Origin of the sequence: Pseudomonas sp. Leaf127 (assembly GCF_001423155.1) — a bacterium.
Classification (GTDB): domain Bacteria; phylum Pseudomonadota; class Gammaproteobacteria; order Pseudomonadales; family Pseudomonadaceae; genus Aquipseudomonas; species Aquipseudomonas ovata.
Map to the genome: position 1 here is coordinate 90,323 of NZ_LMOA01000025.1, position 23,218 is coordinate 113,540.

Annotated in this window: 20 protein-coding genes; 10 read left to right on the forward strand and 10 right to left on the reverse strand. The window is 64.0% G+C overall.

Going from position 1 to position 23,218, the window contains the following annotated elements:
• Nucleotide 1: 1 nt before the first annotated feature.
• From ybeY to miaB, 3 genes are all read right to left on the reverse strand, one after another.
• Complete coding sequence (ybeY, locus tag ASF84_RS26520; RefSeq protein WP_056841881.1) at nt 2–502, reverse strand: rRNA maturation RNase YbeY; 501 nt, start codon at nt 500–502, stop codon at nt 2–4.
• On the reverse strand, nt 495–1,475 hold the full coding sequence (locus tag ASF84_RS26525) for a PhoH family protein (RefSeq protein ID WP_056841882.1): 981 nt from the start codon (nt 1,473–1,475) through the stop codon (nt 495–497). The genes ybeY and ASF84_RS26525 overlap by 8 nt, the downstream gene beginning before the upstream one ends.
• Nucleotides 1,476–1,828: 353 nt before the next feature.
• Nucleotides 1,829–3,157: a tRNA (N6-isopentenyl adenosine(37)-C2)-methylthiotransferase MiaB gene (gene miaB, locus ASF84_RS26530; protein ID WP_056841883.1), complete on the reverse strand. Its 1,329-nt coding sequence runs from the start codon at nt 3,155–3,157 to the stop codon at nt 1,829–1,831.
• Between the two features lie 129 nt (nt 3,158–3,286).
• On the opposite strand from miaB, the gene ASF84_RS26535 reads away from it, so the two are divergent.
• Nucleotides 3,287–3,613: a DUF1820 family protein gene (locus tag ASF84_RS26535; RefSeq protein WP_056841884.1), complete on the forward strand. Its 327-nt coding sequence runs from the start codon at nt 3,287–3,289 to the stop codon at nt 3,611–3,613.
• Between the two features lie 38 nt (nt 3,614–3,651).
• On the opposite strand, the gene ASF84_RS26540 is transcribed toward ASF84_RS26535, so the two are convergent.
• Together ASF84_RS26540 and hemL are read right to left on the reverse strand one after the other, a co-directional pair.
• Nucleotides 3,652–4,203 (reverse strand): tetratricopeptide repeat protein, encoded by a 552-nt coding sequence (locus tag ASF84_RS26540; protein WP_056841885.1) that lies wholly within the window; start codon nt 4,201–4,203, stop codon nt 3,652–3,654.
• Nucleotides 4,204–4,401: 198 nt separating this feature from the next.
• A complete protein-coding gene (gene hemL / locus ASF84_RS26545; RefSeq protein ID WP_056841886.1) occupies nt 4,402–5,685 on the reverse strand; it encodes a glutamate-1-semialdehyde 2,1-aminomutase in 1,284 nt (427 codons plus the stop codon).
• Between the two features lie 160 nt (nt 5,686–5,845).
• Here hemL and ASF84_RS26550 point away from each other — a divergent pair, with 160 nt between their 5' ends.
• Together ASF84_RS26550 and ASF84_RS26555 are read left to right on the forward strand one after the other, a co-directional pair.
• Nucleotides 5,846–7,291 carry a DNA-3-methyladenine glycosylase 2 family protein gene (locus ASF84_RS26550; RefSeq protein ID WP_056841887.1) on the forward strand — a complete coding sequence of 482 codons (1,446 nt, stop codon included), beginning with the start codon at nt 5,846–5,848 and terminating at the stop codon, nt 7,289–7,291.
• Nucleotides 7,288–7,788, forward strand: coding sequence for a methylated-DNA--[protein]-cysteine S-methyltransferase (locus tag ASF84_RS26555; protein ID WP_056841888.1), 501 nt, complete (start codon nt 7,288–7,290; stop codon nt 7,786–7,788). Before ASF84_RS26550 ends, ASF84_RS26555 begins: the two co-directional genes overlap by 4 nt.
• 40 nt (nt 7,789–7,828) lie before the next feature.
• Here the strand turns inward: ASF84_RS26555 and thiE are convergent, their stop codons facing one another.
• Together thiE and ASF84_RS26565 are read right to left on the reverse strand one after the other, a co-directional pair.
• A complete protein-coding gene (gene thiE / locus ASF84_RS26560) occupies nt 7,829–8,452 on the reverse strand; it encodes a thiamine phosphate synthase (protein WP_056841889.1) in 624 nt (207 codons plus the stop codon).
• Between the two features lie 22 nt (nt 8,453–8,474).
• On the reverse strand, nt 8,475–9,275 hold the full coding sequence (locus ASF84_RS26565) for a hydroxymethylpyrimidine/phosphomethylpyrimidine kinase (protein ID WP_056841890.1): 801 nt from the start codon (nt 9,273–9,275) through the stop codon (nt 8,475–8,477).
• A gap of 358 nt (nt 9,276–9,633) precedes the next feature.
• Here ASF84_RS26565 and ASF84_RS26570 point away from each other — a divergent pair, with 358 nt between their 5' ends.
• The 4 genes from ASF84_RS26570 (at nt 9,634) to ASF84_RS26585 (ending at nt 15,759) form a co-directional block, all read left to right on the forward strand.
• On the forward strand, nt 9,634–11,655 hold the full coding sequence (locus tag ASF84_RS26570) for a sensor histidine kinase (protein WP_056842010.1): 2,022 nt from the start codon (nt 9,634–9,636) through the stop codon (nt 11,653–11,655).
• Nucleotides 11,656–11,697: 42 nt separating this feature from the next.
• A complete protein-coding gene (locus tag ASF84_RS26575) occupies nt 11,698–13,347 on the forward strand; it encodes an acyl-CoA dehydrogenase family protein (protein ID WP_056841891.1) in 1,650 nt (549 codons plus the stop codon).
• Nucleotides 13,348–13,359: 12 nt separating this feature from the next.
• On the forward strand, nt 13,360–14,844 hold the full coding sequence (gene amn / locus ASF84_RS26580; RefSeq protein ID WP_162241280.1) for an AMP nucleosidase: 1,485 nt from the start codon (nt 13,360–13,362) through the stop codon (nt 14,842–14,844).
• Nucleotides 14,845–15,123: 279 nt separating this feature from the next.
• Entirely contained in the window at nt 15,124–15,759 is a 636-nt protein-coding gene (locus tag ASF84_RS26585) for a pseudouridine synthase (RefSeq protein ID WP_056841893.1), read from the forward strand.
• Nucleotides 15,760–15,799: 40 nt separating this feature from the next.
• Here the strand turns inward: ASF84_RS26585 and ASF84_RS26590 are convergent, their stop codons facing one another.
• On the reverse strand, nt 15,800–16,279 hold the full coding sequence (locus ASF84_RS26590; RefSeq protein ID WP_056842011.1) for an Lrp/AsnC family transcriptional regulator: 480 nt from the start codon (nt 16,277–16,279) through the stop codon (nt 15,800–15,802).
• Nucleotides 16,280–16,821: 542 nt separating this feature from the next.
• On the opposite strand from ASF84_RS26590, the gene ASF84_RS28835 reads away from it, so the two are divergent.
• Complete coding sequence (locus ASF84_RS28835) at nt 16,822–17,940, forward strand: DUF6515 family protein (RefSeq protein WP_082481867.1); 1,119 nt, start codon at nt 16,822–16,824, stop codon at nt 17,938–17,940.
• Nucleotides 17,941–17,949: 9 nt separating this feature from the next.
• Here the strand turns inward: ASF84_RS28835 and ASF84_RS26600 are convergent, their stop codons facing one another.
• A complete protein-coding gene (locus ASF84_RS26600; RefSeq protein WP_056841894.1) occupies nt 17,950–18,843 on the reverse strand; it encodes a cation diffusion facilitator family transporter in 894 nt (297 codons plus the stop codon).
• A 29-nt stretch (nt 18,844–18,872) separates the two neighbouring features.
• On the reverse strand, nt 18,873–19,292 hold the full coding sequence (locus ASF84_RS26605) for a hypothetical protein (RefSeq protein ID WP_056841895.1): 420 nt from the start codon (nt 19,290–19,292) through the stop codon (nt 18,873–18,875).
• Nucleotides 19,293–19,470: 178 nt separating this feature from the next.
• Here ASF84_RS26605 and ASF84_RS26610 point away from each other — a divergent pair, with 178 nt between their 5' ends.
• Together ASF84_RS26610 and hrpB are read left to right on the forward strand one after the other, a co-directional pair.
• Nucleotides 19,471–20,361: a plasmid pRiA4b ORF-3 family protein gene (locus ASF84_RS26610; protein ID WP_082481869.1), complete on the forward strand. Its 891-nt coding sequence runs from the start codon at nt 19,471–19,473 to the stop codon at nt 20,359–20,361.
• 75 nt (nt 20,362–20,436) lie between these two features.
• Nucleotides 20,437–22,959 carry an ATP-dependent helicase HrpB gene (gene hrpB / locus ASF84_RS26615; protein ID WP_056841896.1) on the forward strand — a complete coding sequence of 841 codons (2,523 nt, stop codon included), beginning with the start codon at nt 20,437–20,439 and terminating at the stop codon, nt 22,957–22,959.
• Nucleotides 22,960–23,218: the final 259 nt, after the last annotated feature.

Below are 23,218 nucleotides of genomic sequence, written 5' to 3' on the forward strand. Positions count from 1 at the left end.
CTTACTCGTGGTCCTTGCTTGGTGTTTCTGAATGATGAGGTTCTTCGCTGTCGTCGTCCGCATACGGATCCGGGTAGCCCAGTTCAGCAAGCAACGTTCGTTCCAGCGCTTCCATTTCTTCGGCTTCGTCATCGTCGATATGATCGAAACCGAGCAGGTGCAGGCAGCCGTGAATCACCATGTGCGCCCAGTGCGCATCACACTGCTTGCCCTGTTCCTGCGCCTCGCGGTTGACCACCGGCACGCAGATGACCAGGTCGCCCAGCAGCGGGATGTCCAGCAGGTCATCGGGCACGTCGGCCGGGAACGACAGCACGTTGGTGGCGTAATCCTTGTGCCGCCAGGTGTGATTGAGTTCGCGGCCTTCGGTTTCATCCACCAGCCGGATGGTCATCTCCGAATCGGCCGTGCGCGGGCGCAGGCCTGTTTCGCACCAGAGGCGAAACTGGGCTTCAGTGGGCGCTGCGGTGGTACTGGCGATCTGCAGGTCCAGCTCAAGCATTGCGGTTGCCTTCCTCGGGCCGCGCCTCGAAGCGCTCGTAGGCTTCGACGATGCGTTGCACCAGCGGGTGGCGGACCACATCCTTGGGCTGGAAATGGGTAAAGCTGATGCCCGGTACATCCTTGAGCACGTCGATGACGTGCGCCAGGCCCGACTTTGTGCCGCGTGGCAGGTCGACCTGGGTGATGTCGCCGGTGATCACGGCGGTGGAGCCAAAGCCAATGCGGGTCAGGAACATCTTCATCTGCTCAACGGTGGTGTTCTGACTTTCGTCGAGAATGATGAAGCTGTTATTAAGGGTGCGACCGCGCATGTAGGCCAGCGGGGCAATTTCAATGACTTGCTTCTCGATCAGCTTGGCCACGTATTCGAATCCGAGCATCTCGTACAGCGCGTCGTAGAGCGGGCGCAGGTACGGGTCGATCTTCTGTGCCAGGTCGCCGGGCAGGAAGCCGAGTTTTTCACCGGCCTCGACTGCCGGGCGCACCAGCAGGATGCGGCGGATCTGCTCGCGCTCCAGGGCATCGACTGCGCAGGCCACGGCCAGCCAGGTCTTGCCGGTACCGGCCGGACCAATGCCGAAGTTGATGTCGTTGCCCAGCACGGCCTTGACGTAGCGCTGCTGGTTGAGCCCGCGCGGGCGGATCATGCCCTTCTTGGTGCGCAGGGCGACACTGGCTTCGCTGACCGGGTCCTGTTGCTCGCCGGTTTCCAGCAGAAACAGGTGCACCATGTCCGGGGTCAGGTCGGCTGCCTTGGTTTCCCGATACAGACGGCGCAGCAGGTTTTCTGCCGAGGCGGTGAGACTGGCATCGCCGATCAGTTCGAACTGATTGCCCCGGTTGCGGATCTCGATGTCCATGCGCTGCTCGATCAGGCGCAGGTGCTCGTCGAATTGTCCGCACAGGTTGGCGAAACGATGGGCCTCGAAGGGTTCGAGGGTAAAACGATGGGGTTCTATGGGTGCGTTCAAGGTCTTCTTTTTGGCCGCCTGACGGCTGTTGGGGTTGAACTGAAGAATAACCCCAGTGCTGCCTGTGCGAAAGGTCTGACTTGTAATGACGCGCGCTTGCCGGAATGCCGGACCGCCGCGACCGAGTGCGTAGCGCTCGCAAAAATTGATGAAACACCACTATTTTTACGACTGCTACGCAGCCGGTCGCGGTGGTCCGGCATTAGAGCAGGCTATTCSGGCAGGCRCCGACYRGTAGGAGCSCGCTTGCCSGCGACCGAGTGCGCAGCGCTCGCAAAAATTGATGAAGCACCACTATTTTTACGACTGCTACGCAGCCGGTCGCGGGCAGAGCGCGCTCCTACCAGGTGTCGTTATTGCAGCAGCGAGCCGCGCAGCGAGTGGGGCTGTGCGGCATCGATGTGCACATCGACGAACTGGCCGATCAGGGCGGGGTTGTCGCAGCTGAAGTTGACGATCCGGTTATTTTCGGTACGTCCCTGCAACTGGCCCGGGTCTTTCCTGGAATAGTCGGTGACCAGAATGCGCTGGGTCGAGCCGACCATCTGTCGGCTGATCTCGAAGCCCTGCTGGTTGAGCCGGTGCTGCAGGTCAGCCAGGCGCTGCTTTTTCACTTCTTCAGGGGTTTCGTCCTTCAGGTCGGCTGCCGGGGTGCCAGGGCGCGGGCTGTAGACGAACGAGAACGAGAAGTCGAAGCCCACGTCCTGCACCAGCTTCATGGTGTTTTCGAAGTCTTTCTCGGTTTCGCCCGGAAAGCCGATGATGAAGTCTGAACTGATACAGATGTCCGGCACCGCCGCCTTGAGCTTGCGCAAGCGGGATTTGTATTCCAGCACCGTGTGGTTGCGCTTCATGGCCGCCAGGATCCGGTCGGAGCCGGACTGCACCGGCAGGTGCAAGTGCTTGACCAGTTCGGGCACCTCGGCATGGGCCTGGATCAGGCTGTCGGAGAACTCCAGCGGGTGCGAGGTGGTGTAGCGAATCCGGTCGATGCCTTCGATGGCGGCCACGACGCGGATCAGGTCCGCCAGGTCGGCCACGCTGCCGTCAGGGTTGACACTGCGGTAACCGTTGACGTTCTGCCCCAGCAGGGTGACTTCACGCACGCCGTTTTCTGCCAGGTGAATGACTTCACCCAGGACATCATCGAACGGGCGGCTGACTTCTTCACCGCGGGTGTAGGGCACCACGCAGAAGGTGCAGTACTTGCTGCAGCCTTCCATGACCGAGACATAAGCGGTCGGGCCGTCGACACGGGGCTCGGGCAAATGGTCGAACTTTTCGATTTCCGGAAACGAGACATCGACCTGCGGCTGGCCGCTGACACGGGCCGCATCGATCATTTCCGGCAGGCGGTGCAGGGTCTGCGGACCGAAGACCACGTCAACGTAGGGCGCGCGGTCACGAATGGCAGCACCTTCCTGGCTGGCCACGCAGCCGCCGACGGCAATCACCATCTCGGGGTTGGCCAGTTTCAGTTCACGCCAGCGGCCGAGCTGGGAATACACCCGGTCCTGGGCGCGCTCGCGAATCGAGCAGGTATTGAGCAGGATCACGTCGGCATCTTCGGCGCGTGCGGTGACTTCCAGGGCTTGATGTTCGCCCAGCAGGTCGACCATGCGCGAGCTGTCGTACTCGTTCATCTGGCAACCGTGGGTTTCGATGTAAAGCTTCTTGGCCATGCTCACTAGTCTGCTGATTCAAAGAACCGCGCATTATAGGGGTGATGCGTGCAGTGATCTAGCATTGCCTGTCCGGCGGGCATGCTATAATTCCGCTCTTTTCACCTCTGTGATCATTGCCTGTCGACCATGACCAAACGCGAATCTCCCATCTACAAAGTTATTTTCCTCAATCAGGGCCAGGTGTTCGAAATGTACGCCAAGCAAATCTACCAGAGCGATCTGTGGGGGTTTCTTGAAGTAGAGGAGTTTGTCTTTGGCGAGCGCACGACCGTGGTCGTGGACCCCAGCGAAGAAAAACTGAAGGCCCAGTTCGAAGGCGTGGTGCGCAGCTTCGTGCCGATGCACTCGATCGTGCGCATCGATGAAGTCGAGCGCATGGGTACGCCGAAGATCAGTGAAGCGAAGGGCGGCAGCAACGTCATGCCATTCCCGGTGCCAATGCCGGAGAAATAATCCGGCAGGCTGTCGGTCCGCCGCGCCCAAGGCTGCGTCTAAGGCAGCGGCGAGAAGGGCGTGCGGCCTTCGGCAGTCTGCAACTCAAGCAGGTACTTGCGGAAGATCTGCCCCAGCACCTGGGTGGCGATTTCCAGTTCGTTGCGCTGCATCCTGGCCGAGACTTCATCGGCGGCATCAAGGGCGTCTTCCGAGCCATTGACCGCCGCCATCTTGAGCACGACATACGCCTGGATGTTGTTCACCGGTACGCCTTCGCCAGCCGCGAACATCGAGCCCAGCCGGTATTGCGCCTGGGCATGGCCCTGCAACGAGGCTTTCTCGAAATAATTCAGGGCCTGGGCCAGGTCGCGTTCGGCCTGCTTGCCTTCGTAGTAGAACTCGCCCAACTCGTATTGCGCCTGTGCGTCACCCGATTGCGCGGCCTGCTGGCAGGCGCTCAGGGCGTCGGGCAGGTTCTCGGGCAGCGTATTGAGGGTGCAGCGACCCATCGCTGGGATCAACAACGAGTTGCCGCCTGCTGCCTGGGTCAGCAGGGGATAGACAAGCAACAGGCAGCCCAATGCAAGGGTGCGGCCGGTGCGGTTCATGGGAGTCGACGTGCCTCTGGAAAAAGATGCGGGCGTACCGTGCAGCTAAAGGTGCTGGCTGCGCATTATGAAATAAGCGGAGCCCACCTTACAAAGTGTTTACGGATTTTCTGCTGCACGGCTTTTAAAAGCCTTGTTTTAAGAGGGTATGGCACTAAGCGATGGGCGCCCGCCTGAGCGCAGGCAGGCGCCTTTGCCTTATCCGAGCGCGGCGAACGCCTTTTCGGCAGCATCTAGCGTCAATTGCAGCTCGGCCTCGCCATGGGCAATGGAGGTGAAGCCGGCCTCGAAGGCACTGGGCGCCAGGTACACACCGCCTTCCAGCATCAGGTGGAAGAAGCGCTTGAAGCGCTCGGCATCGCTGGTCATCACGTCCTGGAAGGTCACGATGGCTTGGGTCTCGGTGAAATACAGGCCGAACATGCCGCCGGCCTGGGTCGTGGTAAAGGCGATCCCGGCCGCGTCGGCGCGCGCCTGCAAACCGGCCAGCAGGCGACGGGTGTAAGTGTCCAGCTCGTCGTGGAAGCCTTCACGGCTGATCAGGCGCAGCGTGGTCAGGCCGGCGGCCATGGCCAGCGGGTTGCCCGACAGGGTGCCGGCCTGGTAGACCGGGCCCAGCGGTGCGATGTGCGACATGATCTCGCGCTTGCCGCCAAAGCAGCCGACCGGCATGCCGCCGCCGATGATCTTGCCGAAGGTCGACAGGTCGGGCGTGACGCCGTAATACGCCTGGGCACCGCCCAGCGCGACCCGAAAGCCGGTCATCACTTCGTCGAAAATCAGCACCACGCCATGCTCGTCGCACAGGGCGCGCAAGCCTTGCAGGTAGCCGGGGGCCGGCGGTACGCAGTTCATGTTGCCGGCCACCGGCTCGACGATGATGCACGCCACTTCCTGGCCGACTTCGGCGAGCATGGCGCGCACGGCGTCCAGGTCGTTGAACGGCACGGTCAGGGTGTGCCTGGCAAAGGCCGCCGGCACGCCGGGCGAACTGGGCACGCCCAGGGTCAGGGCGCCGGAACCGGCCTTGACCAGCAGGCTGTCGGAATGGCCGTGGTAGCAGCCTTCGAACTTGATGATGCTGTCGCGGCCGGTGTAGCCACGGGCCAGGCGGATGGCACTCATGGTCGCCTCGGTGCCGGAGCTGACCATGCGCACCATTTCCATCGACGGCACCAGCGAGCAGACCAGGTCGGCCATCTCGGTTTCCATCGCGGTCGGTGCCCCATAGGACAGGCCATGTTCAAGCTGGGCGCGCACGGCATCGAGCACTTGCGGGTGGCTGTGGCCGAGGATCATCGGCCCCCAGGAGCCGACATAGTCCACGTAGCGCTTGTCGTCTTCGTCCGTCACGTAGGCGCCTTCGGCGTGCTTGAAGAACAGCGGCGTGCCGCCGACGCTCTTGAATGCGCGCACCGGCGAGTTGACGCCGCCGGGGATGTGTTTTTGGGCGTTGGCGAACAGTGCTTCGGAACGGGACATGATCGGGTCTCTGCTTTTGAAACGGGAAGTCGTGTCTGCGCCCGGGAGGTAAACACCAGGCGGCGCAGGAGCCGGCACTATAGCAAATGCAAATTGACTGGCGGCTGTCGATGTCCGATTTCAGCCAGACTTGCGCGCCGGGCTGGCTTAAAGTCGGCCTATGAAAACCCTCGACCCGCACATCTGTTATACCGCCTTTGTCGCTCGCGACCGCCGTTTTGACGGCTGGTTTTTCATGGGCGTGTCCTCCACCGGTATCTACTGTCGGCCGGTGTGTCCGGTGCGGGCGCCACTGGCGCGCAACTGCACGTTCTTCACCTCGGCGGCGGCTGCCGAACAGGCCGGTTTTCGCCCGTGCCTGCGTTGTCGCCCGGAGTTGGCGCCGGGTCACGCGGCCCTGGATGCCTCCGAACGGCTGGCCCAGGCGGCGGCCCGGTTGATCGAGGAAGGTTACCTCAATGGTCGCACTCTTCAGGACCTGGCGCAGCGGGTAGGGGTCACGGCCCGCCACCTGCGCCGGCTCTTCGAGGCGCACTTCGGGGTGACCCCGGTCGAGTTTGCCCAGACCCAGCGCCTGCTGGTTGCCAAGCGCTTGCTCACCGAAACCTCGCTGCCCATGGTCGAGGTGGCGCTGATGGCCGGGTTCGGCAGCGTGCGCCGCTTCAACGATGTCTTCCAGGCGCGCTACGGGCTCAATCCCTCGAACCTGCGCAAGGCGCGGTCGGTCGCGGCGGCGCACGGTTTGAGCTTTGAGCTGGCGTACCGGCCACCGTTTTCCTGGTCCGGTGTCCTGGCTTTCCTGGCCCATCGCGGCATTGCCGGAGTCGAGCGGGTCGAGGCTGACAGCTACAGCCGTGCCCTTGAACTGGAGCATGCGGGCGTGCGCCTGACCGGCTGGGTGCAGGTGCGTCATGCGCCTGCACGCCATGCCTTGCGGGTCGAGATATCCAGCGCCCTGCAACCGACCATTGTTCAGGTGCTGGGCTTGCTGCGGCGGGTGTTCGATACCGGTTGCCGGCCCGACCTGGTCGATGCGCACCTGGGCGCACTGGCCGAAGGCTTGCCGGGCATGCGCGTGCCGGGTGCCTTCGATGGCTTCGAGATCGCCGTGCGTGCGGTGGTCGGCCAGCAGATCTCTGTACTCAGGGCGCGGCAGATCCTGGCGCGCATTGCCGAGCGCTACGGAACGCCGGTGGCGCAGGCGCCTGGAACACTGGTGCAGGCCTTTCCATGCGCCGAGGTGCTGGCCCGCCTGGAGCCTGCCGCGCTGATTGCCACCGGGCTGATCGGTATTCGCGCCGAGGCCATCATCCAGGTCGCCCAGGAAGTGGCAACGGGCCGTATCGTGTTGGAACCGCTGGTGCCGCTGGAGCCAACGCTTGCGGCCTTGCGCCGGATTCGCGGCATCGGTGAGTGGACCGTGCAATACATTGCCATGCGGGCGCTGGGCTGGCCCAATGCATTCGTGCAGGGTGACGCGGTGCTGAAAAAATACCTGGGCTGCGCCACGACCGCGCAGCTCGACGAACAGGCCAACCGTTGGGCGCCCTGGCGGGCGTATGCCGTGGTGCACCTGTGGCGCTTGAGTGAGGAGGCAAAACAATGAATGCGGGTTATCTGTTAAGCAGCACCCTGGGCGATATCGTCCTGCGCGCTGAAGACGATGCCTTGACCGGTGTGTTCTTCACCGGCCAGAAACATTATCCCGAACGCTTGCTGCTGGTGAATGACGACACGCCTGTGCCGCGCATCATCGATCGGGCGCGTGAACAGCTGCAGGCATTCTTCAACGGCGAGTTGCAGGTGTTCGACCTGCCGTTGCGTACCAGGGGCACGCCCTTTCAGGAGCAGGTCTGGCAGGCGCTGGCGCGCATTCCCTATGGCGAGGTGCTGTCGTACGGCGCCATGGCCCGCAAGATGGGCCTGAGCCCCGGTCATTCACGGGCGGTGGGCACCGCCAATGGGCGTAACCCGATCTCGATCATCGTGCCATGCCACCGGGTAGTGGGCGCCTCCGGGGACCTGACCGGCTATGCCGGCGGCGTCGACCGCAAGCGCGCTCTGCTGGCGCTGGAATGCGCGCAGGGCTTCAAGCTGGGGTAGGGGCGGCTTCAGCCGCGAAAGATCGCTCGGTATTGGCTGTCTAGCGACCCAGCAGGGCATTGAACGCCTTGGCCCGGCGGGTCACTTCGGCGGTGTTGTCGGCGCCGAACAGGCCGTTGACTACCGCCAGCAGGTCGGCACCGTGCTCTACCAGGGGCGCTGCGTTTTCCAGGGTAATCCCGCCAATCACCGCAATGGGCAGGTTGATCCGTGCCCGCACCTGCCCGAGCAGCTCCAGCGGGACGGCCGGTGCCTCAGGCTTGGTCATCGAATTGAAGAACCTGCCGAACGCCACATAGCTGGCGCCGTCGGCCTTGGCCTGTTCGGCCAGTTCCAGCCGACCGTGGCAGGTCGCCCCCATGATCGCCTTGTGGCCCAGCAAGGCCCGGGCATTGGACAGCGAGCCGTCGGTCTGGCCCAGATGCACGCCTACGCCCAGGCGCGCCGCCAGTTCGGCGTCATCGTTGATGATCAGGCGCGTCCTGTAGCGCTCGCACAGCTTGAGCAGTTCGCTCGCCTCGCGCAGACGGCGTGATTCGTCATGGGTCTTGTCGCGGTACTGCAGCAGCGTGACGCCGCCTTCAAGAGCGGCCTCGACGTAGGACAGAAACCGGCCGGCCAGGAGTTGGCCGTCGGTGATGGCGTACAGGCCGCGTAGCTTCATGGAACTGGCCTCGACAGGGTGATCACGAACAGAAGTCCAGCGGCAGACGGCGCGGTACGAACTGACCCCGGCCCAGCAGGTCGGCATCGCGCAGGGTGCGCCAGGTGTAGTCCAGCGCTGACTCGACGGCGCTGACCAGTTCCTGCCCCAGCGCCAGGCGTCCGGCCAGGGCACTGGCCAGGGTGCAGCCTGAACCATGATAGCTGCCCGGCAGGCGCTGGCAGGTAAAGGTGAGCGGCGGCTGGCCACGAATGTACAGACGGTTGTGCACCTGCTCTTCATCACCATGGCCACCGGTGATCAACAGGTGCTGGCAATACTCAAGCAGACGCGCCGCGCACTCATCGGCGCTGCCTTCGGGCAGTTCGGCCAGGATACGGGCTTCAGGCAGGTTGGGCGTGGCAATGGTCGACAGCGGCAACAAGCGCTCGCGCATCGCATAGCCGACCTCATCCTTGCCCAGTCGGCCGCCGCCGCCGGCCCGCAGGACCGGGTCACAGACCACCGGCAGGTGCGGGTGGGCGCTGAGCAGCCCGACCACCGTGTCGACCATCTCCAGCGAGCCGAGCATGCCCAGCTTCACAGCCTCTACGGTCGAGTCGTTGAGCACGGCATTGGCCTGGGCCAGCACCCACTCACGATCCAGCACGCGAAAATCGCTGACATTGACCGTGTCCTGCACGGTCAGGGCGGTGACGGCCGGAGCCGCATGACAACCCTGGGCCAGCAGGGCTTCGATATCGGCCTGCAAACCGGCGCCACCACTGGGGTCGTGGCCGGACAGGCAGAGAACTACGGGGCGGGTGCTATAGATAGTGTTCATGGTGCGCGAGCTTATCACTAACCCGGCGGCGGTCGCTGCCGGTGCCTGAAATTTTCCATGGGGCGCCGCCATTGCAGGAACGGTAGCCGATTGCGCTGTGCCGCAGGCTCCGCAGTCGGCGTCCGATGCTCTATGTCGCGGTTTTGGCTTATGAGTCAAAGACATGGTGCCTTTGGGCGATTAACGGCTATCCTTGACAGTCTGTGCGTGCACACAAGCAAAAGGCCCGTCCATTGCGGCCTGCAGCGCCGCCCGGCACAGGGTCACAGAACCTATTGAACCTGCTTCACGGATGGGAACTGCAGGGCGTCGCTTCACGGATCGAGCAAGCGCGACGGACTACCTTGGGGCTTTCATGTTGCGCTACTTGCTGATGTTGCTGGTTGCTTGCCTGCCATTGTGGGCTCATGCCGTCGAGTTCGACGAAAGCACCCGCAACCTGTCACTGGGTCAATGGACCGAAGTGTTCGAAGACACCAGCGCCGCCGTGGGTATCGATCAGGTCAGTGCGCCTGGCATGGCCCAGGCGTTCCGGCCCCTGGACGCGAAAACCCTCAACGCCGGCTATTCGCACTCGGCGTTCTGGATGAAGATCAGGCTGTCCTACCAGCCACGCGACCCGGCCCGGCATGCCGACTGGCTGCTGGAGCTGGCCTATCCGCCGATCGATCATGTCGATGTGTACCTGCTCGACGCCAGTGGACGCCAGCACATGAGCTGGAAAACCGGTGACATGCTGCCGTTTTCCAGCCGCCAGGTCCGCCAGAACAACTTTGTCTTCGAGTTGCCGCTCAAACCCGGCGAAACCATGATTGCCTACGTGCGCGTCGCCAGCCGCGGCTCGGTGCAGGCCCCGTTGAACCTGTGGTCCAGCCATGCCTACCTTGAAGAGCAGCCGGCGCGTATCTATATCCTCGGACTGATCTACGGCGTGCTGCTGGGCATGCTGCTCTACAACCTGTTCATCTATGTCAGCGTGCGCGACAGCAGTTACCTGTACTACATCCTGTATATCGCCTCGTTCGGGCTGTACCAGGTGTCGGTCAACGGCGCCGCCATCGAGTACCTGTGGCCGGACAACCCCTGGTGGGCCAATGTGGCCACGCCGTTTCTGATCGGCATTTCAGTGCTGTTTGCCAGCCAGTTCACGCGCAGCTTCCTGCAGACCGCCCTGTTGGGGCGCTGGCTGGACACTGCGCTGGTCTGGGTAATGGGCAGCGCCGGGGTGGTCATGGCCCTGGCGCTGTTTGCCGACTACGGCCTGGCGTTGCGCATGGTGACCCTGCTGGCCGTGGTGTTCACCGTGCTGGTGTTCACCACCGGCATCATTGCCTCGTTCAGGCGGGTCAGGGTGGCGCGCTATTTTCTGGTGGCCTGGTCGGCCTTCCTGTTTGGCGGCCTGGTCAATGCCGTGATGCTCATGGGCTACCTGCCCAATACCTTCCTGACCATGTATGCCAGCCAGATCGGCTCGGCGATCGAAGTGGCCCTGTTGTCGCTGGCCCTGGCCGACCGTATCAACCATGCCCGCGAACTGCAGGCGCAGAACCTGCTGGAAGCCGGCAAGGATCTGGAGCGGCTCAACCAGCAACTGGCTACCAGCAACCGCCTCAAGGATGAGTTTCTCGCCACGCTGACCCATGAACTGCGCACGCCCATGAACGGCATCATCGGTTCTCTGGAGCTGATGCGCACCGTGCCCATGGACGTTGAATTGCAGATGTATCAGCAGACGGCCGCCAGCTCTTCTCAAGACATGATGCACCTGATCAACGGCATGCTGACCCTGACCGAATTGCAGGCCGGCGCGTTGTCGGCCCAGGCCGAGGCCTTCGAACTGCACAGCCTGACCCGCCGCCTGCGTGCGCGCTTCGTGGCGCCTGCACAGGCCAAGGGCCTGCAATTGCGCCTGGACATGGACCCCCGGCTGCCGCGTTGCCTGCGCGGTGATCCGGACAAACTGTACCAGTGCATCGAGTGCCTGCTCGACAATGCGATCAAGTTCACCCGTCATGGCACGGTCACGCTGCGTTTGCGCAATCAATGTCGCCAGGCCGACACCTGCCAGTTGCAAATCGATGTGATGGACACCGGCATCGGTTTCAAGCGCCTCGACGAGGCGGTGCTGTACCAGCGCTTCTTCCAGGTCGACAGCTCGATGACCCGCGAATACGGTGGCCTGGGCATTGGCCTGGCGATCTGCCGGCAGTTGATCGAGCTCCAAGGCGGGCGCCTGAGCCATCAGTCCGAGCCCGGACGCGGCAGTTGTTTCACCCTGACCCTGTCCTTGCCGACGGTGGGCCCTGCCATTTGCCAGCAAGAGGGAAAATGCACTGACACTTCGTCCGGTATGGCGCTTTTTAACCTGCGGGGTGCGTGATTCACTGACAGGCCTTGTTTGCGACTGATCGAGGAGCGCTGAATGAACCTGTATTCATTGGCCCGGACCCACGACGTCACCAACCAGCCGCCTCCGCTCGACGGCCTCAACCTGTACCGCATCGACCTGCCGCTGCAAGCCTTGGTGCAGCGCTTCGGTGCTGCCTGGGCCAGCCCGCGCATCGACGCCTACGGTGCTCTGGCCGGCGGGCCGCTGATGGAGGCGGGCTTTCTGGCCAACCGTCACAAGCCGGTGTTCCACAGCCATGACCGCTACGGCCACCGCATCGACCTGATCGAATTTCATCCGGCCTGGCATCAACTGATGCGTACGGCCATCGAGCATGGCATTCCATCCCTGCCGTGGCGCGAGCCACAGCCCGGCGCCCACGTGGCCCGCGCTGCCATGAGTTACCTGCACACCCAGGCCGAGCCCGGCAGCGGCTGCCCGCTGACCATGACCTTTGCCAGCGTGCCGGCGCTCAGGTTGCAGCCTGAGCTGGCCAGTGCCTGGTTGCCCAAGGTGCTGGCCACCGAGTACGACCCACGCAACGTCGGCATCGCGCACAAGGCCGGCGTCACCCTCGGCATGGCGATGACCGAGAAACAGGGCGGCACCGATGTGCGGGCCAATACCACCCGTGCCCATCCTGTGGGCAGCTGCGGTCCGGGGCAGGCCTATGAACTGGTCGGGCACAAATGGTTCTGCTCGGCACCGATGTGCGATGCCTTTCTGACCCTGGCCCAGACCGACAAGGGCCTGAGCTGTTTCCTGTTGCCACGCCACCGCCCCGACGACACCCTCAACGCCTTCCAGATCCAGCGCCTCAAGGACAAACTGGGCAACAGCTCCAATGCCTCGTGCGAGGTCGAGTTTCGCGGCGCGCTGGCCTGGATGCTGGGCGAGGAGGGGCGCGGCGTGGCGACCATCCTCGAAATGGTCGCCATGACCCGCTTCGACTGCATGACCGGCTCCAGCGCCCTGATGCGCCAGGCCCTGACCCAGGCCATGCACCATTGTGCGCACCGTCAGGTGGGCGGGCGAGTGCTGGCGCAACACCCCTTGATGCAGAACGTGCTCGCCGACCTGGCCCTGGAAAGCGAGGCCGCCCTGGCCCTGAGCCTGCGCATGGCCCACGCCCTGGACCGCGCCGACGATGACCACCAGGCGCGTTTCATTCGCCTGGTGACGGCGGTGGGCAAGTACTGGATCTGCAAGCGGGCACCGGCCATGATCAACGAGGCCGCCGAATGCCTGGGCGGTGCCGGCTACATCGAAGACAGCATCCTGCCGCGCCTGTACCGCGAAGCGCCGGTCAATTCCATCTGGGAAGGCTCGGGCAATGTCCAGTGCCTGGACGTGCTGCGGGCCCTGGCGCGCGAGCCCGGCGTACTCGATGCCCTGTTCGACGAACTCGACGACGGCCGTGGCGATGCTGATCTGGCCGACCATGTTTGCCGGCTCAAACAGGATCTCGGCGATCATCAGGACCTGCCGTACCGCGCGCGGCAACTGACCGAAGGCATCGCCGTGGCCTTGCAGGCGCGACTGTTGCTCGATGCCGGCGTCAGTGCCGTCAGCGATGCCTTCATTGCCGGTCGCTTGCGCTCGCCGGCAATGGCCTATGGCGCGCTGCCCAGGGGCGTGGACTGCGCAACATTACTGGCGCGTGCAGCGCCACAGGTGAGTTAGGATGCAGCATGCATGTCAGACAGGATCCTTACCGTGAGCCACGCTTTTGTTGTCGTAGAAACCGCTGAACAAGCCGTCCAGCACCTGGCCGAACTGCACGAGCGCGCCACTGGCGCCTTGAACCAGGCCCTCAAGCGCTACCTCAAGGAGCGCATCGAGCCCGATGCCGAGCAACGCGCGCTGTTTCGCTACCCCGAGCTGCGTCTGACCTATACCTCCAATGGCGAAGTGCCGACCACCACGCGTGCCTATGCCAAGGTCCAGTTGCCCGGCACCTACAGCGTGACCGTGACCCAGCCGGCGTCGTTTCGCAAATACCTGCTCGAGCAGCTCGGCCCGCTGATCCGTGACTTCAATGTCACCCTGGAAGTGGGCCTGAGCGACAAGACCATTCCTTACCCGTACGTGGTCGAGCAGGGCGACGAACTGGCCGGCACCGGCATCACCGCCGCCGCCCTGGCGCGGGTTTTCCCCAGCACCGACCTGTCGGCCACCACCGACGGCATCGCTGACGGCCTGCACGACTGGGCCAACGCCGACCCGTTGCCGCTGGCGCTGTTCGACGCCGCCCGCACCGACTTTTCGCTGCGCCGCCTGGTGCATTACACCGGCAGCGACTGGCGCCATGTGCAGCCGTGGATCCTGCTGACCAACTACCACCGCTATGTCGACCAGTTCATCATGCACGGGCTGGAGACCCTGCGTGACGACCCGCGTTTCGTGCGCCTGGTGCTGCCGGGCAATGTGATCGTCGATAAGGACATGGACGCCGAAGAGGCGCAGAGCGTAGTGGCCAGCGTGGTCTGGCACCGTTACCAGATGCCGGCCTATCACCTGGTGGCCGAGGACGGCCATGGCGTGACCCTGGTCAATATCGGCGTCGGCCCGTCCAATGCCAAGAACATCACCGACCACCTGGCAGTCCTGCGCCCGCACTGCTGGCTGATGATCGGCCACTGCGGCGGGTTGCGTCAGTCGCAGACCATCGGCGACTACGTGCTGGCCCATGCCTACATGCGCCGCGACGGCATCCTGGACCGCGTGCTGCCGCCGCACATCCCGATCCCGGCTTTGGCCGAAGTGCAACTGGCGTTGCAGGAAGCAGCCGCCCAGGTCACCGGCGAGCGCGGCGAAGAACTCAAGAAACGCCTGCGCACCGGCACGGTCCTGACCTACGACGACCGCAACTGGGAGCTGCGCTGGGCCCAGGAGCGCCCGCTGATCAACCTGTCCCGGGCCGTGGCGGTCGACATGGAAAGCGGCACCATCGCCGCGCAAGGCTACCGCCTGCGCGTGCCGTACGGCACCTTGCTGTGCGTCTCGGACAAACCGCTGCACAGTGAGATCAAGCTGCCGGGCTCGGCCAACGCGTTCTATAACCGCGCTGTCAGCCAGCACCTGAAGATCGGCATCGCCGCCCTGGACCTGCTGCGCGCCGAACTCAACTCCCTGCACTCGCGCAAACTGCGCAGCTTCGACGAGCCACCGTTCCGCTGACAGCCCCTTGCAAGCGCGCTCCTACAGGTGTGAATTTTATAACCAATAAAATCAATAAGTTACTTTGTGTTTGATGAGAGATCACCTTGTGTCACTGACACAACGCTTTCGCGCAGCAAACATGGACCCGGTGTAGGAGCGCGCTTGCCCGCGACCGGCTGCGCAGCAGTCGTAAAWTTKCAGCGTTTCACAGATTTCTGCGAGCGCTTCGCACTCGGTCGCGGGCAAGCGCGCGCCTACGCGTCTACAATGCGGGCTCTGTTTTTTCCGGTTACCGTCATGTCCCGTATTCAACGTCCCGCGCCCCGGCGTCCCGTCTCTGGCAAGGCCGCCGCCCCGCGGCGCGCTGCCAAGGCGCCGCCGGCCGAGCCGAAGCTGATCCTGTTCAACAAGCCTTTCGATGTCCTGACCCAGTTCAGCGACGATCAGGGACGCGCCACGCTCAAGGACTTCATCGACATTCCGGGCATCTACCCGGCCGGGCGCCTGGACCGTGACAGCGAAGGCCTGTTGCTGCTGACCAACGACGGCCAGTTGCAGGCAAAAATTGCCGATCCCCGGCACAAGCTGGCCAAGACCTACTGGGTGCAGGTCGAAGGCGAGGTGAGCGAGGCGCAGCTGCAGCAACTGCGTGAGGGGGTGACGCTCAACGACGGCCCGACCCTGCCCGCCGAGGCCCGTGCCCTTGAAGAGCCGACGTTGTGGCCGCGCAATCCGCCGGTGCGTTTTCGCAAAAGCATTCCAACCTGTTGGCTGGAACTGGTGATCAAGGAAGGCCGCAACCGTCAGGTCCGGCGGATGACCGCTGCTGTCGGCCTGCCCACCTTGCGCCTGGTGCGCGTGCGCATCGGACCATGGTCGCTCGACGACCTGGAGCAGGGACAGTACCGGGAACTGAACCAGTTCACGCTTTGAGCTGCAAGCAGGGCAGGCGCCGCGTTGGCTTGCCGCTGCTTCACGGGCGCAGGTGGGTGAGCGGCATTTCGGTGCTGGCCAGCACCTGGTTGAGGACAAAGCTGGACTTGACGCTGGTCACCCCGTCGATGCGGGTCAGGTGGCCCAGCAACAGCTTCTGGTAATGATCCATGTCCGGCACCACCACCTTGAGTTGATAGTCGGCATCCATGCCCGTCACCAGGCTGCATTCGAGCACCTGGGGCAGGTTGCGGATGTGCTGCTCGAAGTTCTCGAAGCGTTCAGGTGTGTGGCGGTCCATGCCGATCAGTACATAGGCGGTGAGGCTCAGGCCCAGTTTCTTGCGGTCCAGCAACGCGACCTGACGCACGATATAGCCGTCGTCTTCAAGTTGCTTGACCCGCCGCGAGCAGGGTGAGGGCGACAGGCCGATGCGCTCTGCCAGTTCCTGGTTGGAGATACGCGCATCGCGCTGCAATTCGGCCAAAATGCTCAGGTCGTATCTGTCGAGCTTGCTCACGATGTTCACCTTTCTAGGTTCTATTGCGCTGAAATATTGATCTCAAGTGAAAAATTGCGCAAGCGGGCTTTTTTTAAGCAATCTTCGCAATCCTCTGCTGCGCCTGAAAGCCTATTCTTTTCAACACCAATCACTGCCCGGACATCACGTCCACTGCAGTCGGTCGAATCAGACCAACTGCGGCCTCCCACCCAACCGGGTGGATCAGGCCCCCGGGCTGCACCCTGTCCAGAAGACGGTGTGAAGTGAGCCGGCGCCACAAGCGTCGAGCCAGGACGAAGCATCCCAAAGGGGCCCCAGGGTCCCTTTTTTCATGCCCTGCAGAAAAGGGCGACGCGGTCAACTCATGTGGGAGGGGGCTCTGCCCGCGACGGCTGCGGCACAGGCGCAACAGCGGTATTGGTTTTACGGACCCTGTCTTCGGCTTGTCGCCCAACCGCGTTTGCACAGCTCTGATAAAGTGCACTCAAGACGCCGCGCAGAACCCCATCGCCGTCTTGCAGTCTTAATTAACGTCTCTTTCCTGTTCAGGTGAACACAGCATGAAAACCGGCCTCTGGCAGTTCGCGGTTCCGAGTCTGTTGTGCCTGAGCCTGGCCGCCCCTGTGCAGGCCGGCGACCAGTCGCCGGGCGAGTTGCGTGGCGCCAATCCCCAGCAGCAGAACCCGCAACGCCAGGTCGAGCGCCAGCAGGATCGGCAGATCCAGCAGCAACAGCAGCAGATGCGCAGCGTCGAGCAACAGCAACAACAGCAGATCTACCAGCAGCAGCGTGAGCAGCAACGGCAGATCCAGGATCAGCAGAACCAGCAGCGCCAGGTCGAACGCCAGCAGGACCGCCAGGTTCAGCAGCAACAGAACCAGCAGCGCAACGCCGAACGCCAGCAACAACAGCAGCAGTACCAGCAACAGCAGCAACAGCGCGAGCAGCAGCGCCAGATCCAGACTCAACAGCGTCAGGATGAGCGCCAGCAGTTACAGCAACGCCAGGACAATCTTCCGCTGCAAAGTGCACCGCGCGAGTCGTGGCAGACCCAGCCACCCCGCCAGGGCAATTATCAGGACCTGCCGCGCGACCAACGTCCACGCCAGCAGTGGGCCGGGCGCCCCGATGGGCGCGGCGATGGCTGGGGCACAGGTCCACGCTACCGCCCGGGCAACAGCCTCAACCAGGTGCCACGCGGCTATTCCCGTATTCCGTGGCGCGGCCAGGATTACTACTATGCCGACGGCTACTGGTATCGCCCGCAAGGTGAGCGCTATGTGGTGGTGACGCCGCCCCAGGGCGTGCGGGTGAGCAGTCTGCCGGCCTATTCACAAGAACTCTGGGTGGGGGGCTCGCTGCTGTTTCTGGCGGCCGGCAGTTACTACGCCTGGCAGCCTGACAGCCAGGACTATGTGGTGGTCAACCCGCCGCAGGCTCAGGTAGACAGCCAGGGTGCGCCGCCTTCTGCCAGTCAGTACGACCCGTCGTTCTCGCCCATCGCCGGGCAGACGCCGGAGCGTGTCGAGTACGATCGCTACCAATGCTACCGCTGGGCCGTCGACCGCAGTGGCTTCGACCCCGCCAGTGTCACCTATGCGCCAGCCGAGGAAGTCATAGACACCTATCGCCAGGCGATGGGGGCGTGTCTGTACGAGCGTGGCTACAGCGTGCAATAGCCTAGACGATCAGACCGGTTTCTGCCCGACCACTTCCTGCGGGTCGGCATGCACCAGCACTTCGGCTTGCGGGTACTGGGCATGAATGGCGGCGGCGGCGCGGTCGCACAATTCATGCGCGACCGACAGCGTCAGCGAGCCAGGCAGCTCAAGGTGTAGCTGCACAAACCAGATCTGCCCGGAGATGCGCGTGCGCAGGTCATGTGCGCCCAGCACGCCAGGCACCCCGCGCGCCAGTTCCAGCATGTGGGCGCTGACCTCGGGTGGCAGCTCCTGGTCCATCAACACCGAGAAGGTTTCCCGGGCGATCTGCACCGCACTCCAGACGATATACCCGGCAATCGCCAGGCCGAACCAGGCATCGGCCTGCTGCCAGCCCAGCCAGGTCAGGCTCAGCGCCAGCAGGATGCTGACGTTGAGCAACAGGTCCGAACGGTAGTGCAAGGCATCGGCCTTGATCGCACTGGAACCGGTGATGCGGATCACCTTGCGCTGAAAGCCCAGCAGCGCCAGGGTCAACCCCAGCGCCAGCAAGGTCACGACAATGCCCGGCAAGGCTGTGCTGAGCGGTTCGGGATTCTGGATGCGTTCGATGGCCTGAATGCCGATCAGCACGCCGCTGACCGTGATGAACAGCGCCTGGGCCATGCCCGACAAGGCTTCGGCCTTGCCATGCCCGTAGCGGTGGTCGTCGTCGGCCGGGCGCAGGGCGTAATGCACCGCCAGCAAGTTGAGCAACGAGGCGGCGCCATCGAGCAGCGAGTCGGTCAGCCCGGCCAGCAGGCTCAGCGAGCCGCTCATCCACCAGGCCACGCCTTTGGTGATGATCAGGATGATCGCCACCGTCAGCGAGGCCCGGGTGGCCAGGCGCAGCAGGCGGGTATGTTCAGCGTTGGCGTGCATGCGTGTCCTTCAGGTGCAGGTCTTCAGGTTCAGGCCGCCGGGCGCAGGCCCAGGCTGGCCAGTTGCTCAAGGCTGCCCTTGTGCTGGATCAGGCGCGGATCGTCCAGCGGGAACGTGCGGCCCAGTTCCTGTTCCAGAATGACCTGCAGCTTCTGCGTGTCGACGCTGCCATCGGCCTTGACGGCTGGCTTGAGCTTGACCGGATCGACCTGTGCCTGCTCGTTGGGCGCGTAGTAGATCGCACCGGTAGCAAAGTCCACGCCCAAAGCAATCACGCCCGGAATCACGTAGAACAGCAGGCCCAAAGCATCGAGCACGACAATCGCCGGGTCGACCTTGCCATCGATCTGGCCGCGACGGTCGGGATAGAAAATGCTGCCGCAGGCGGACAACTGGGTCAGCAGCGTGGCGGCCAGAACACCACCGATCAAACGCGAAGCAAGGCGCATGGGAAAAACTCCTGTAGTGAAGAGGGCAACTATACAAGGCAAAGACTGCGGGGCTAAGACTATTGCGCCCGGCGCAGGTTCGGGTGCAGAAATTTTCTGCAGGTTTAAGAGGGCATGAAAAGCGCGTTATAGTCTGGCGGGTTCGATTCTTTTCAATCTTGCAGGGCGATCACGATTTATGGTCAAGGCAGCTTCCACTCCCCGGTCCAGGGCGGACTTCTGGTTACTGCACATCGAGTTGCAGGACTGTGTACCTTCTGTCTGGCGCCGGTTCGTCGTACCGTCCGATATCGATCTGGAGAAGTTGCACGAGGTCTTGCAGGGCGTGATGGGCTGGGACAATGAGCACCTGCACTCCTTCCGTATGGGCGACAAGGTCTATGGTCCGCCCGATGAGTCGCTCGAGGATGACCCGTGGCGCAGTCCTGCCGAGCCTGAGTCCCTGTATACCCTGAGCGAGGCGCTGGGCAGAAAAAAGAGCTTCGTCTATCTCTATGATTTTGGCGATGACTGGTACCACAAGGTCACGGTCGAAAAGCGCGGCCTGTCGTCCAGCACGTTCCCCCAGGCGGCTTATTGCCTCGAGGGCGCCAATGCCTGTCCCCCGGAGGATATCGGAGGCGTGCCGGGCTATGAATTCATGCTGGAGGCACTGGCGGATCCTGCACATCCCGAGCACACGGAAATCAAAGAGGCATTCGGCAATGAGTTCGATCCCGCCCTGTTCGACCTGGAGGAAACCAATGACTGGTTGAAGCAGTTCGACCCGCTGGACGCCCGTGAGGTCTACCAGGTGCTCAAGGAACTGGCATTGGGCCAACGCACTTTGTGCAAGATCGATGAACAACTGGACAACGAAACCGGCGACGAGCCGCTGCTGGTCACTGTCGATGACTGGTTGCTGGCACTGTCGTTCGATGAACAGGGCCTGGCCCTGTGTCAGTTCTGCCGCGCCCCGGATGGCCGGCTCGGCTCGATGCAGGACTGGCACCGGGCTGGCACCGACCCGGTGGCATTTCTCAGCGCCTGGGAACTGCAACAGGTCGAGGGGCTGTTGCAGGCGTTGTAGCCCCTGGGTTGCAGCGCTGGCGCTGTTGCCCCGGCGCCTGCTCGGTATACTGCCCGCCCAGTTCGGGAGTAGCCCATGATTGCCTTGCCCATCGACGCTGTATTGCCGGCCCTGCGCCAAGCCCTCAACGAGCGCCACGAGGTGGTGCTCGAAGCCCCGCCCGGCGCCGGCAAGACCACCCGCGTGCCGCTGGCGCTGCTTGAGGCGCCGTGGCTGGCCGGGCAGACCATCCTGATGCTCGAACCGCGCCGGCTGGCCGCGCGCGCCGCGGCCGAACGGCTGGCCAGCGAACTGGGCGAGAAGGTCGGTGAAACCGTGGGTTACCGCATTCGCCTGGACAGCAAGGTCGGGCCCGGGACCCGCATTGAGGTGGTCACCGAAGGCATCCTCACCCGCCGATTGCAGGACGATCCGGCGCTGGAGGGCGTGGGGCTGGTGATCTTCGACGAATTCCATGAGCGCAGCCTGGACGCCGATCTGGCACTGGCCCTGAGCCTCAACGGCCGTGAACTGCTGCGCGACGAACCGCCGCTCAAGGTCCTGTTGATGTCCGCCACGCTGGAAGGTGAGCGCTTGTCGGCCCTGCTAGACGACGCGCCGGTGGTGCGCAGTGAAGGGCGCATGTTCCCGGTGACGATCCAGTGGGGGCGGCCGTTCCAGCCGGGCGAGTTCGTCGAGCCGCGCGTGGTGCAGACCGTGCTCGATGCGCTGGGCAGCGAGACCGGCAGCCTGCTGGTGTTCCTGCCGGGGCAGGCCGAGATTCGCCGGGTGCATCAGCAACTGGCCGACGCCCTGGGTGAACGAAGCGACATTCTGCTGTGCCCGTTGCATGGTGAGCTGGACCTCAACGCCCAGCGCGCCGCCATCGACCCGGCCCCGTCCGGTGCGCGCAAGGTGGTGCTGGCCACCAATATTGCCGAGACCAGCCTGACCATCAATGGCGTGCGCGTGGTGATCGATGCCGGGCTGGCGCGGGTGCCGCGCTTCGATCCGGGCAGCGGCATGACCCGCCTGGACACCCAGCGTATTTCCCGCGCCAGCGCCACCCAGCGCGCCGGCCGGGCCGGGCGCCTGGAGCCGGGCGTGTGTTACCGGCTGTGGTCCGAGGCCCAGCACGAGCAACTGGCCGCTTATGGTAGTGCCGAAATCCTCCAGGCCGACCTGGCGGGCCTGGCCTTGCAACTGGCCCGCTGGGGTGTGGAACCGAACCAGTTGAAGTGGCTCGACCTGCCGCCCATGGCCGCCTTTGGCCAGGCCCGCGACCTGTTGCAGCGCCTCGGCGCGCTGCAAGCGGACGGGCGCCTGACCGGTCATGGCCAGGCGATGGCCGAAATGCCGGCGCACCCGCGCATCGCCCATCTGCTGTTGCGCGGTCAGTCATTGGGGCTGGCCGACATGGCCTGTGACGTCGCCGCCTTGCTGGGCGAGCGCGATATCCTGCGCGGCGCCGGTGCCGACCTGCACAGCCGCCTTGTGTTGCTGTCGGGCGAACAGAAGGCCCAGCGCAACGCCCAGGGCGGTGTGCAGCGTGCCCGGCAACTGGCCCGTCAGTACCGCAGTCACATGCGCGGCAAGCCGGCCCAGGCCGTCAGCGATCCCGAGCATCCGCGCTGGCTGGGCGCCTTGCTGGCGCTGGCCTACCCGGACCGGGTGGCGCGCCAGCGACGCCCCGGTGGGGCCGAGTACCGCCTGGCCAACGGTCGCGCCGCGTTGTTTGGCGACAGCGATGCCCTGATGAAGCACGAATGGCTGGTGGTCGCCGACCTGGGCAGCCGCCAGGGCCAGCGCGAAGAGCGCATTTACCTGGCCGCCGATCTGGAGCCTGCGCTGTTTGATACGGTGCTGGCCGAGCAGGTGCGCAACGTCGATCAACTGGACTGGGACGAGCGCGAAGGCGTGCTGCGCGCCGAGCGCCAGCGCAAGGTCGGCGAACTGGTGCTCGGCAGCGAGCCGCTGCCGAGCCTGGATGAGGCTGCGCGCGGGCAGGCCTTGCTGGGGCTGGTAAGGCGCAAGGGCCTGGAATTGCTGGCCTGGACGCCCGAGCTGCGCCAGTGGCAAGCCCGCGTCAGCTTGCTGCGCACGCTGGATAGGCAACAGCAGCCTGCCAGCGACTGGCCGGATGTCAGCGACAGCGCGTTGCTCGCCAGCCTGGAACACTGGTTGCTGCCGTACCTGGGCAAGGTCACCCGGCTCAGCCACTTCGGCGCGCTCGACCTGTCGTCGATGCTGCGCAACCTGCTGCCCTGGCCGCTGCCGCAACGCCTGGATGAACTGGCACCCTCACATGTGCAGGTGCCTTCCGGCTCGTCGGTGCGCCTGGACTACAGCGAACACCCGCCGATCCTGGCCGTGCGCCTGCAGGAGCTGTTCGGGCTGTCCGACACACCGCGCATCGCCAACGGCCGCCAGGCCGTCAAGCTGCACCTGTTGTCCCCGGCGCGCCGCCCGGTGCAGGTGACACAAGACCTGGCCAGCTTCTGGCGCACGACCTACAGCGAGGTCAAGAAGGATTTGAAAGGACGCTACCCCAAGCATTACTGGCCGGATGACCCGCTGGTGGCCGAGGCCACCGCACGGATCAAGCCCCGCAAGGGTTGAGGGGCTGGGGGCGAGCGCTCATCAGGCAGATGCTGGATATTAAACTCACTGCTTGCAGGAGCCCACCCTGTGTCACTGACACAGCGCCAAGGCGGAGCGCCAAGGCGGCGCGCTTTCGCGCAGCAAGCGTGTGGCCAGGTAAAGCGCGCTTGGCCTGGGCCGTACTCGGACGACCGAGTGCGTAGTGCTCGCAAAAAATGATGAAACACCACTATTTTTACGACTGCTGCGCAGCCGGTCGCCGGCAAGCGGGCTCCTA

Excerpts from the sequence above, each read along its gene's own strand:
- ybeY (WP_056841881.1), bottom strand. The coding sequence starts at position 502 with ATGCTTGAGCTGGACCTGCAGATCGCCAGTACCACCGCAGCGCCCACT.
- miaB (WP_056841883.1), bottom strand. The coding sequence starts at position 3,157 with ATGGCCAAGAAGCTTTACATCGAAACCCACGGTTGCCAGATGAACGAG.
- ASF84_RS26535 (WP_056841884.1), top strand. The coding sequence starts at position 3,287 with ATGACCAAACGCGAATCTCCCATCTACAAAGTTATTTTCCTCAATCAG.
- ASF84_RS26540 (WP_056841885.1), bottom strand. The coding sequence starts at position 4,203 with ATGAACCGCACCGGCCGCACCCTTGCATTGGGCTGCCTGTTGCTTGTC.
- hemL (WP_056841886.1), bottom strand. The coding sequence starts at position 5,685 with ATGTCCCGTTCCGAAGCACTGTTCGCCAACGCCCAAAAACACATCCCC.
- ASF84_RS26550 (WP_056841887.1), top strand. The coding sequence starts at position 5,846 with ATGAAAACCCTCGACCCGCACATCTGTTATACCGCCTTTGTCGCTCGC.
- ASF84_RS26555 (WP_056841888.1), top strand. The coding sequence starts at position 7,288 with ATGAATGCGGGTTATCTGTTAAGCAGCACCCTGGGCGATATCGTCCTG.
- thiE (WP_056841889.1), bottom strand. The coding sequence starts at position 8,452 with ATGAAGCTACGCGGCCTGTACGCCATCACCGACGGCCAACTCCTGGCC.
- ASF84_RS26565 (WP_056841890.1), bottom strand. The coding sequence starts at position 9,275 with ATGAACACTATCTATAGCACCCGCCCCGTAGTTCTCTGCCTGTCCGGC.
- ASF84_RS26575 (WP_056841891.1), top strand. The coding sequence starts at position 11,698 with ATGAACCTGTATTCATTGGCCCGGACCCACGACGTCACCAACCAGCCG.
- amn (WP_162241280.1), top strand. The coding sequence starts at position 13,360 with ATGTCAGACAGGATCCTTACCGTGAGCCACGCTTTTGTTGTCGTAGAA.
- ASF84_RS26585 (WP_056841893.1), top strand. The coding sequence starts at position 15,124 with ATGTCCCGTATTCAACGTCCCGCGCCCCGGCGTCCCGTCTCTGGCAAG.
- ASF84_RS28835 (WP_082481867.1), top strand. The coding sequence starts at position 16,822 with ATGAAAACCGGCCTCTGGCAGTTCGCGGTTCCGAGTCTGTTGTGCCTG.
- ASF84_RS26600 (WP_056841894.1), bottom strand. The coding sequence starts at position 18,843 with ATGCACGCCAACGCTGAACATACCCGCCTGCTGCGCCTGGCCACCCGG.
- ASF84_RS26605 (WP_056841895.1), bottom strand. The coding sequence starts at position 19,292 with ATGCGCCTTGCTTCGCGTTTGATCGGTGGTGTTCTGGCCGCCACGCTG.
- ASF84_RS26610 (WP_082481869.1), top strand. The coding sequence starts at position 19,471 with ATGGTCAAGGCAGCTTCCACTCCCCGGTCCAGGGCGGACTTCTGGTTA.
- hrpB (WP_056841896.1), top strand. The coding sequence starts at position 20,437 with ATGATTGCCTTGCCCATCGACGCTGTATTGCCGGCCCTGCGCCAAGCC.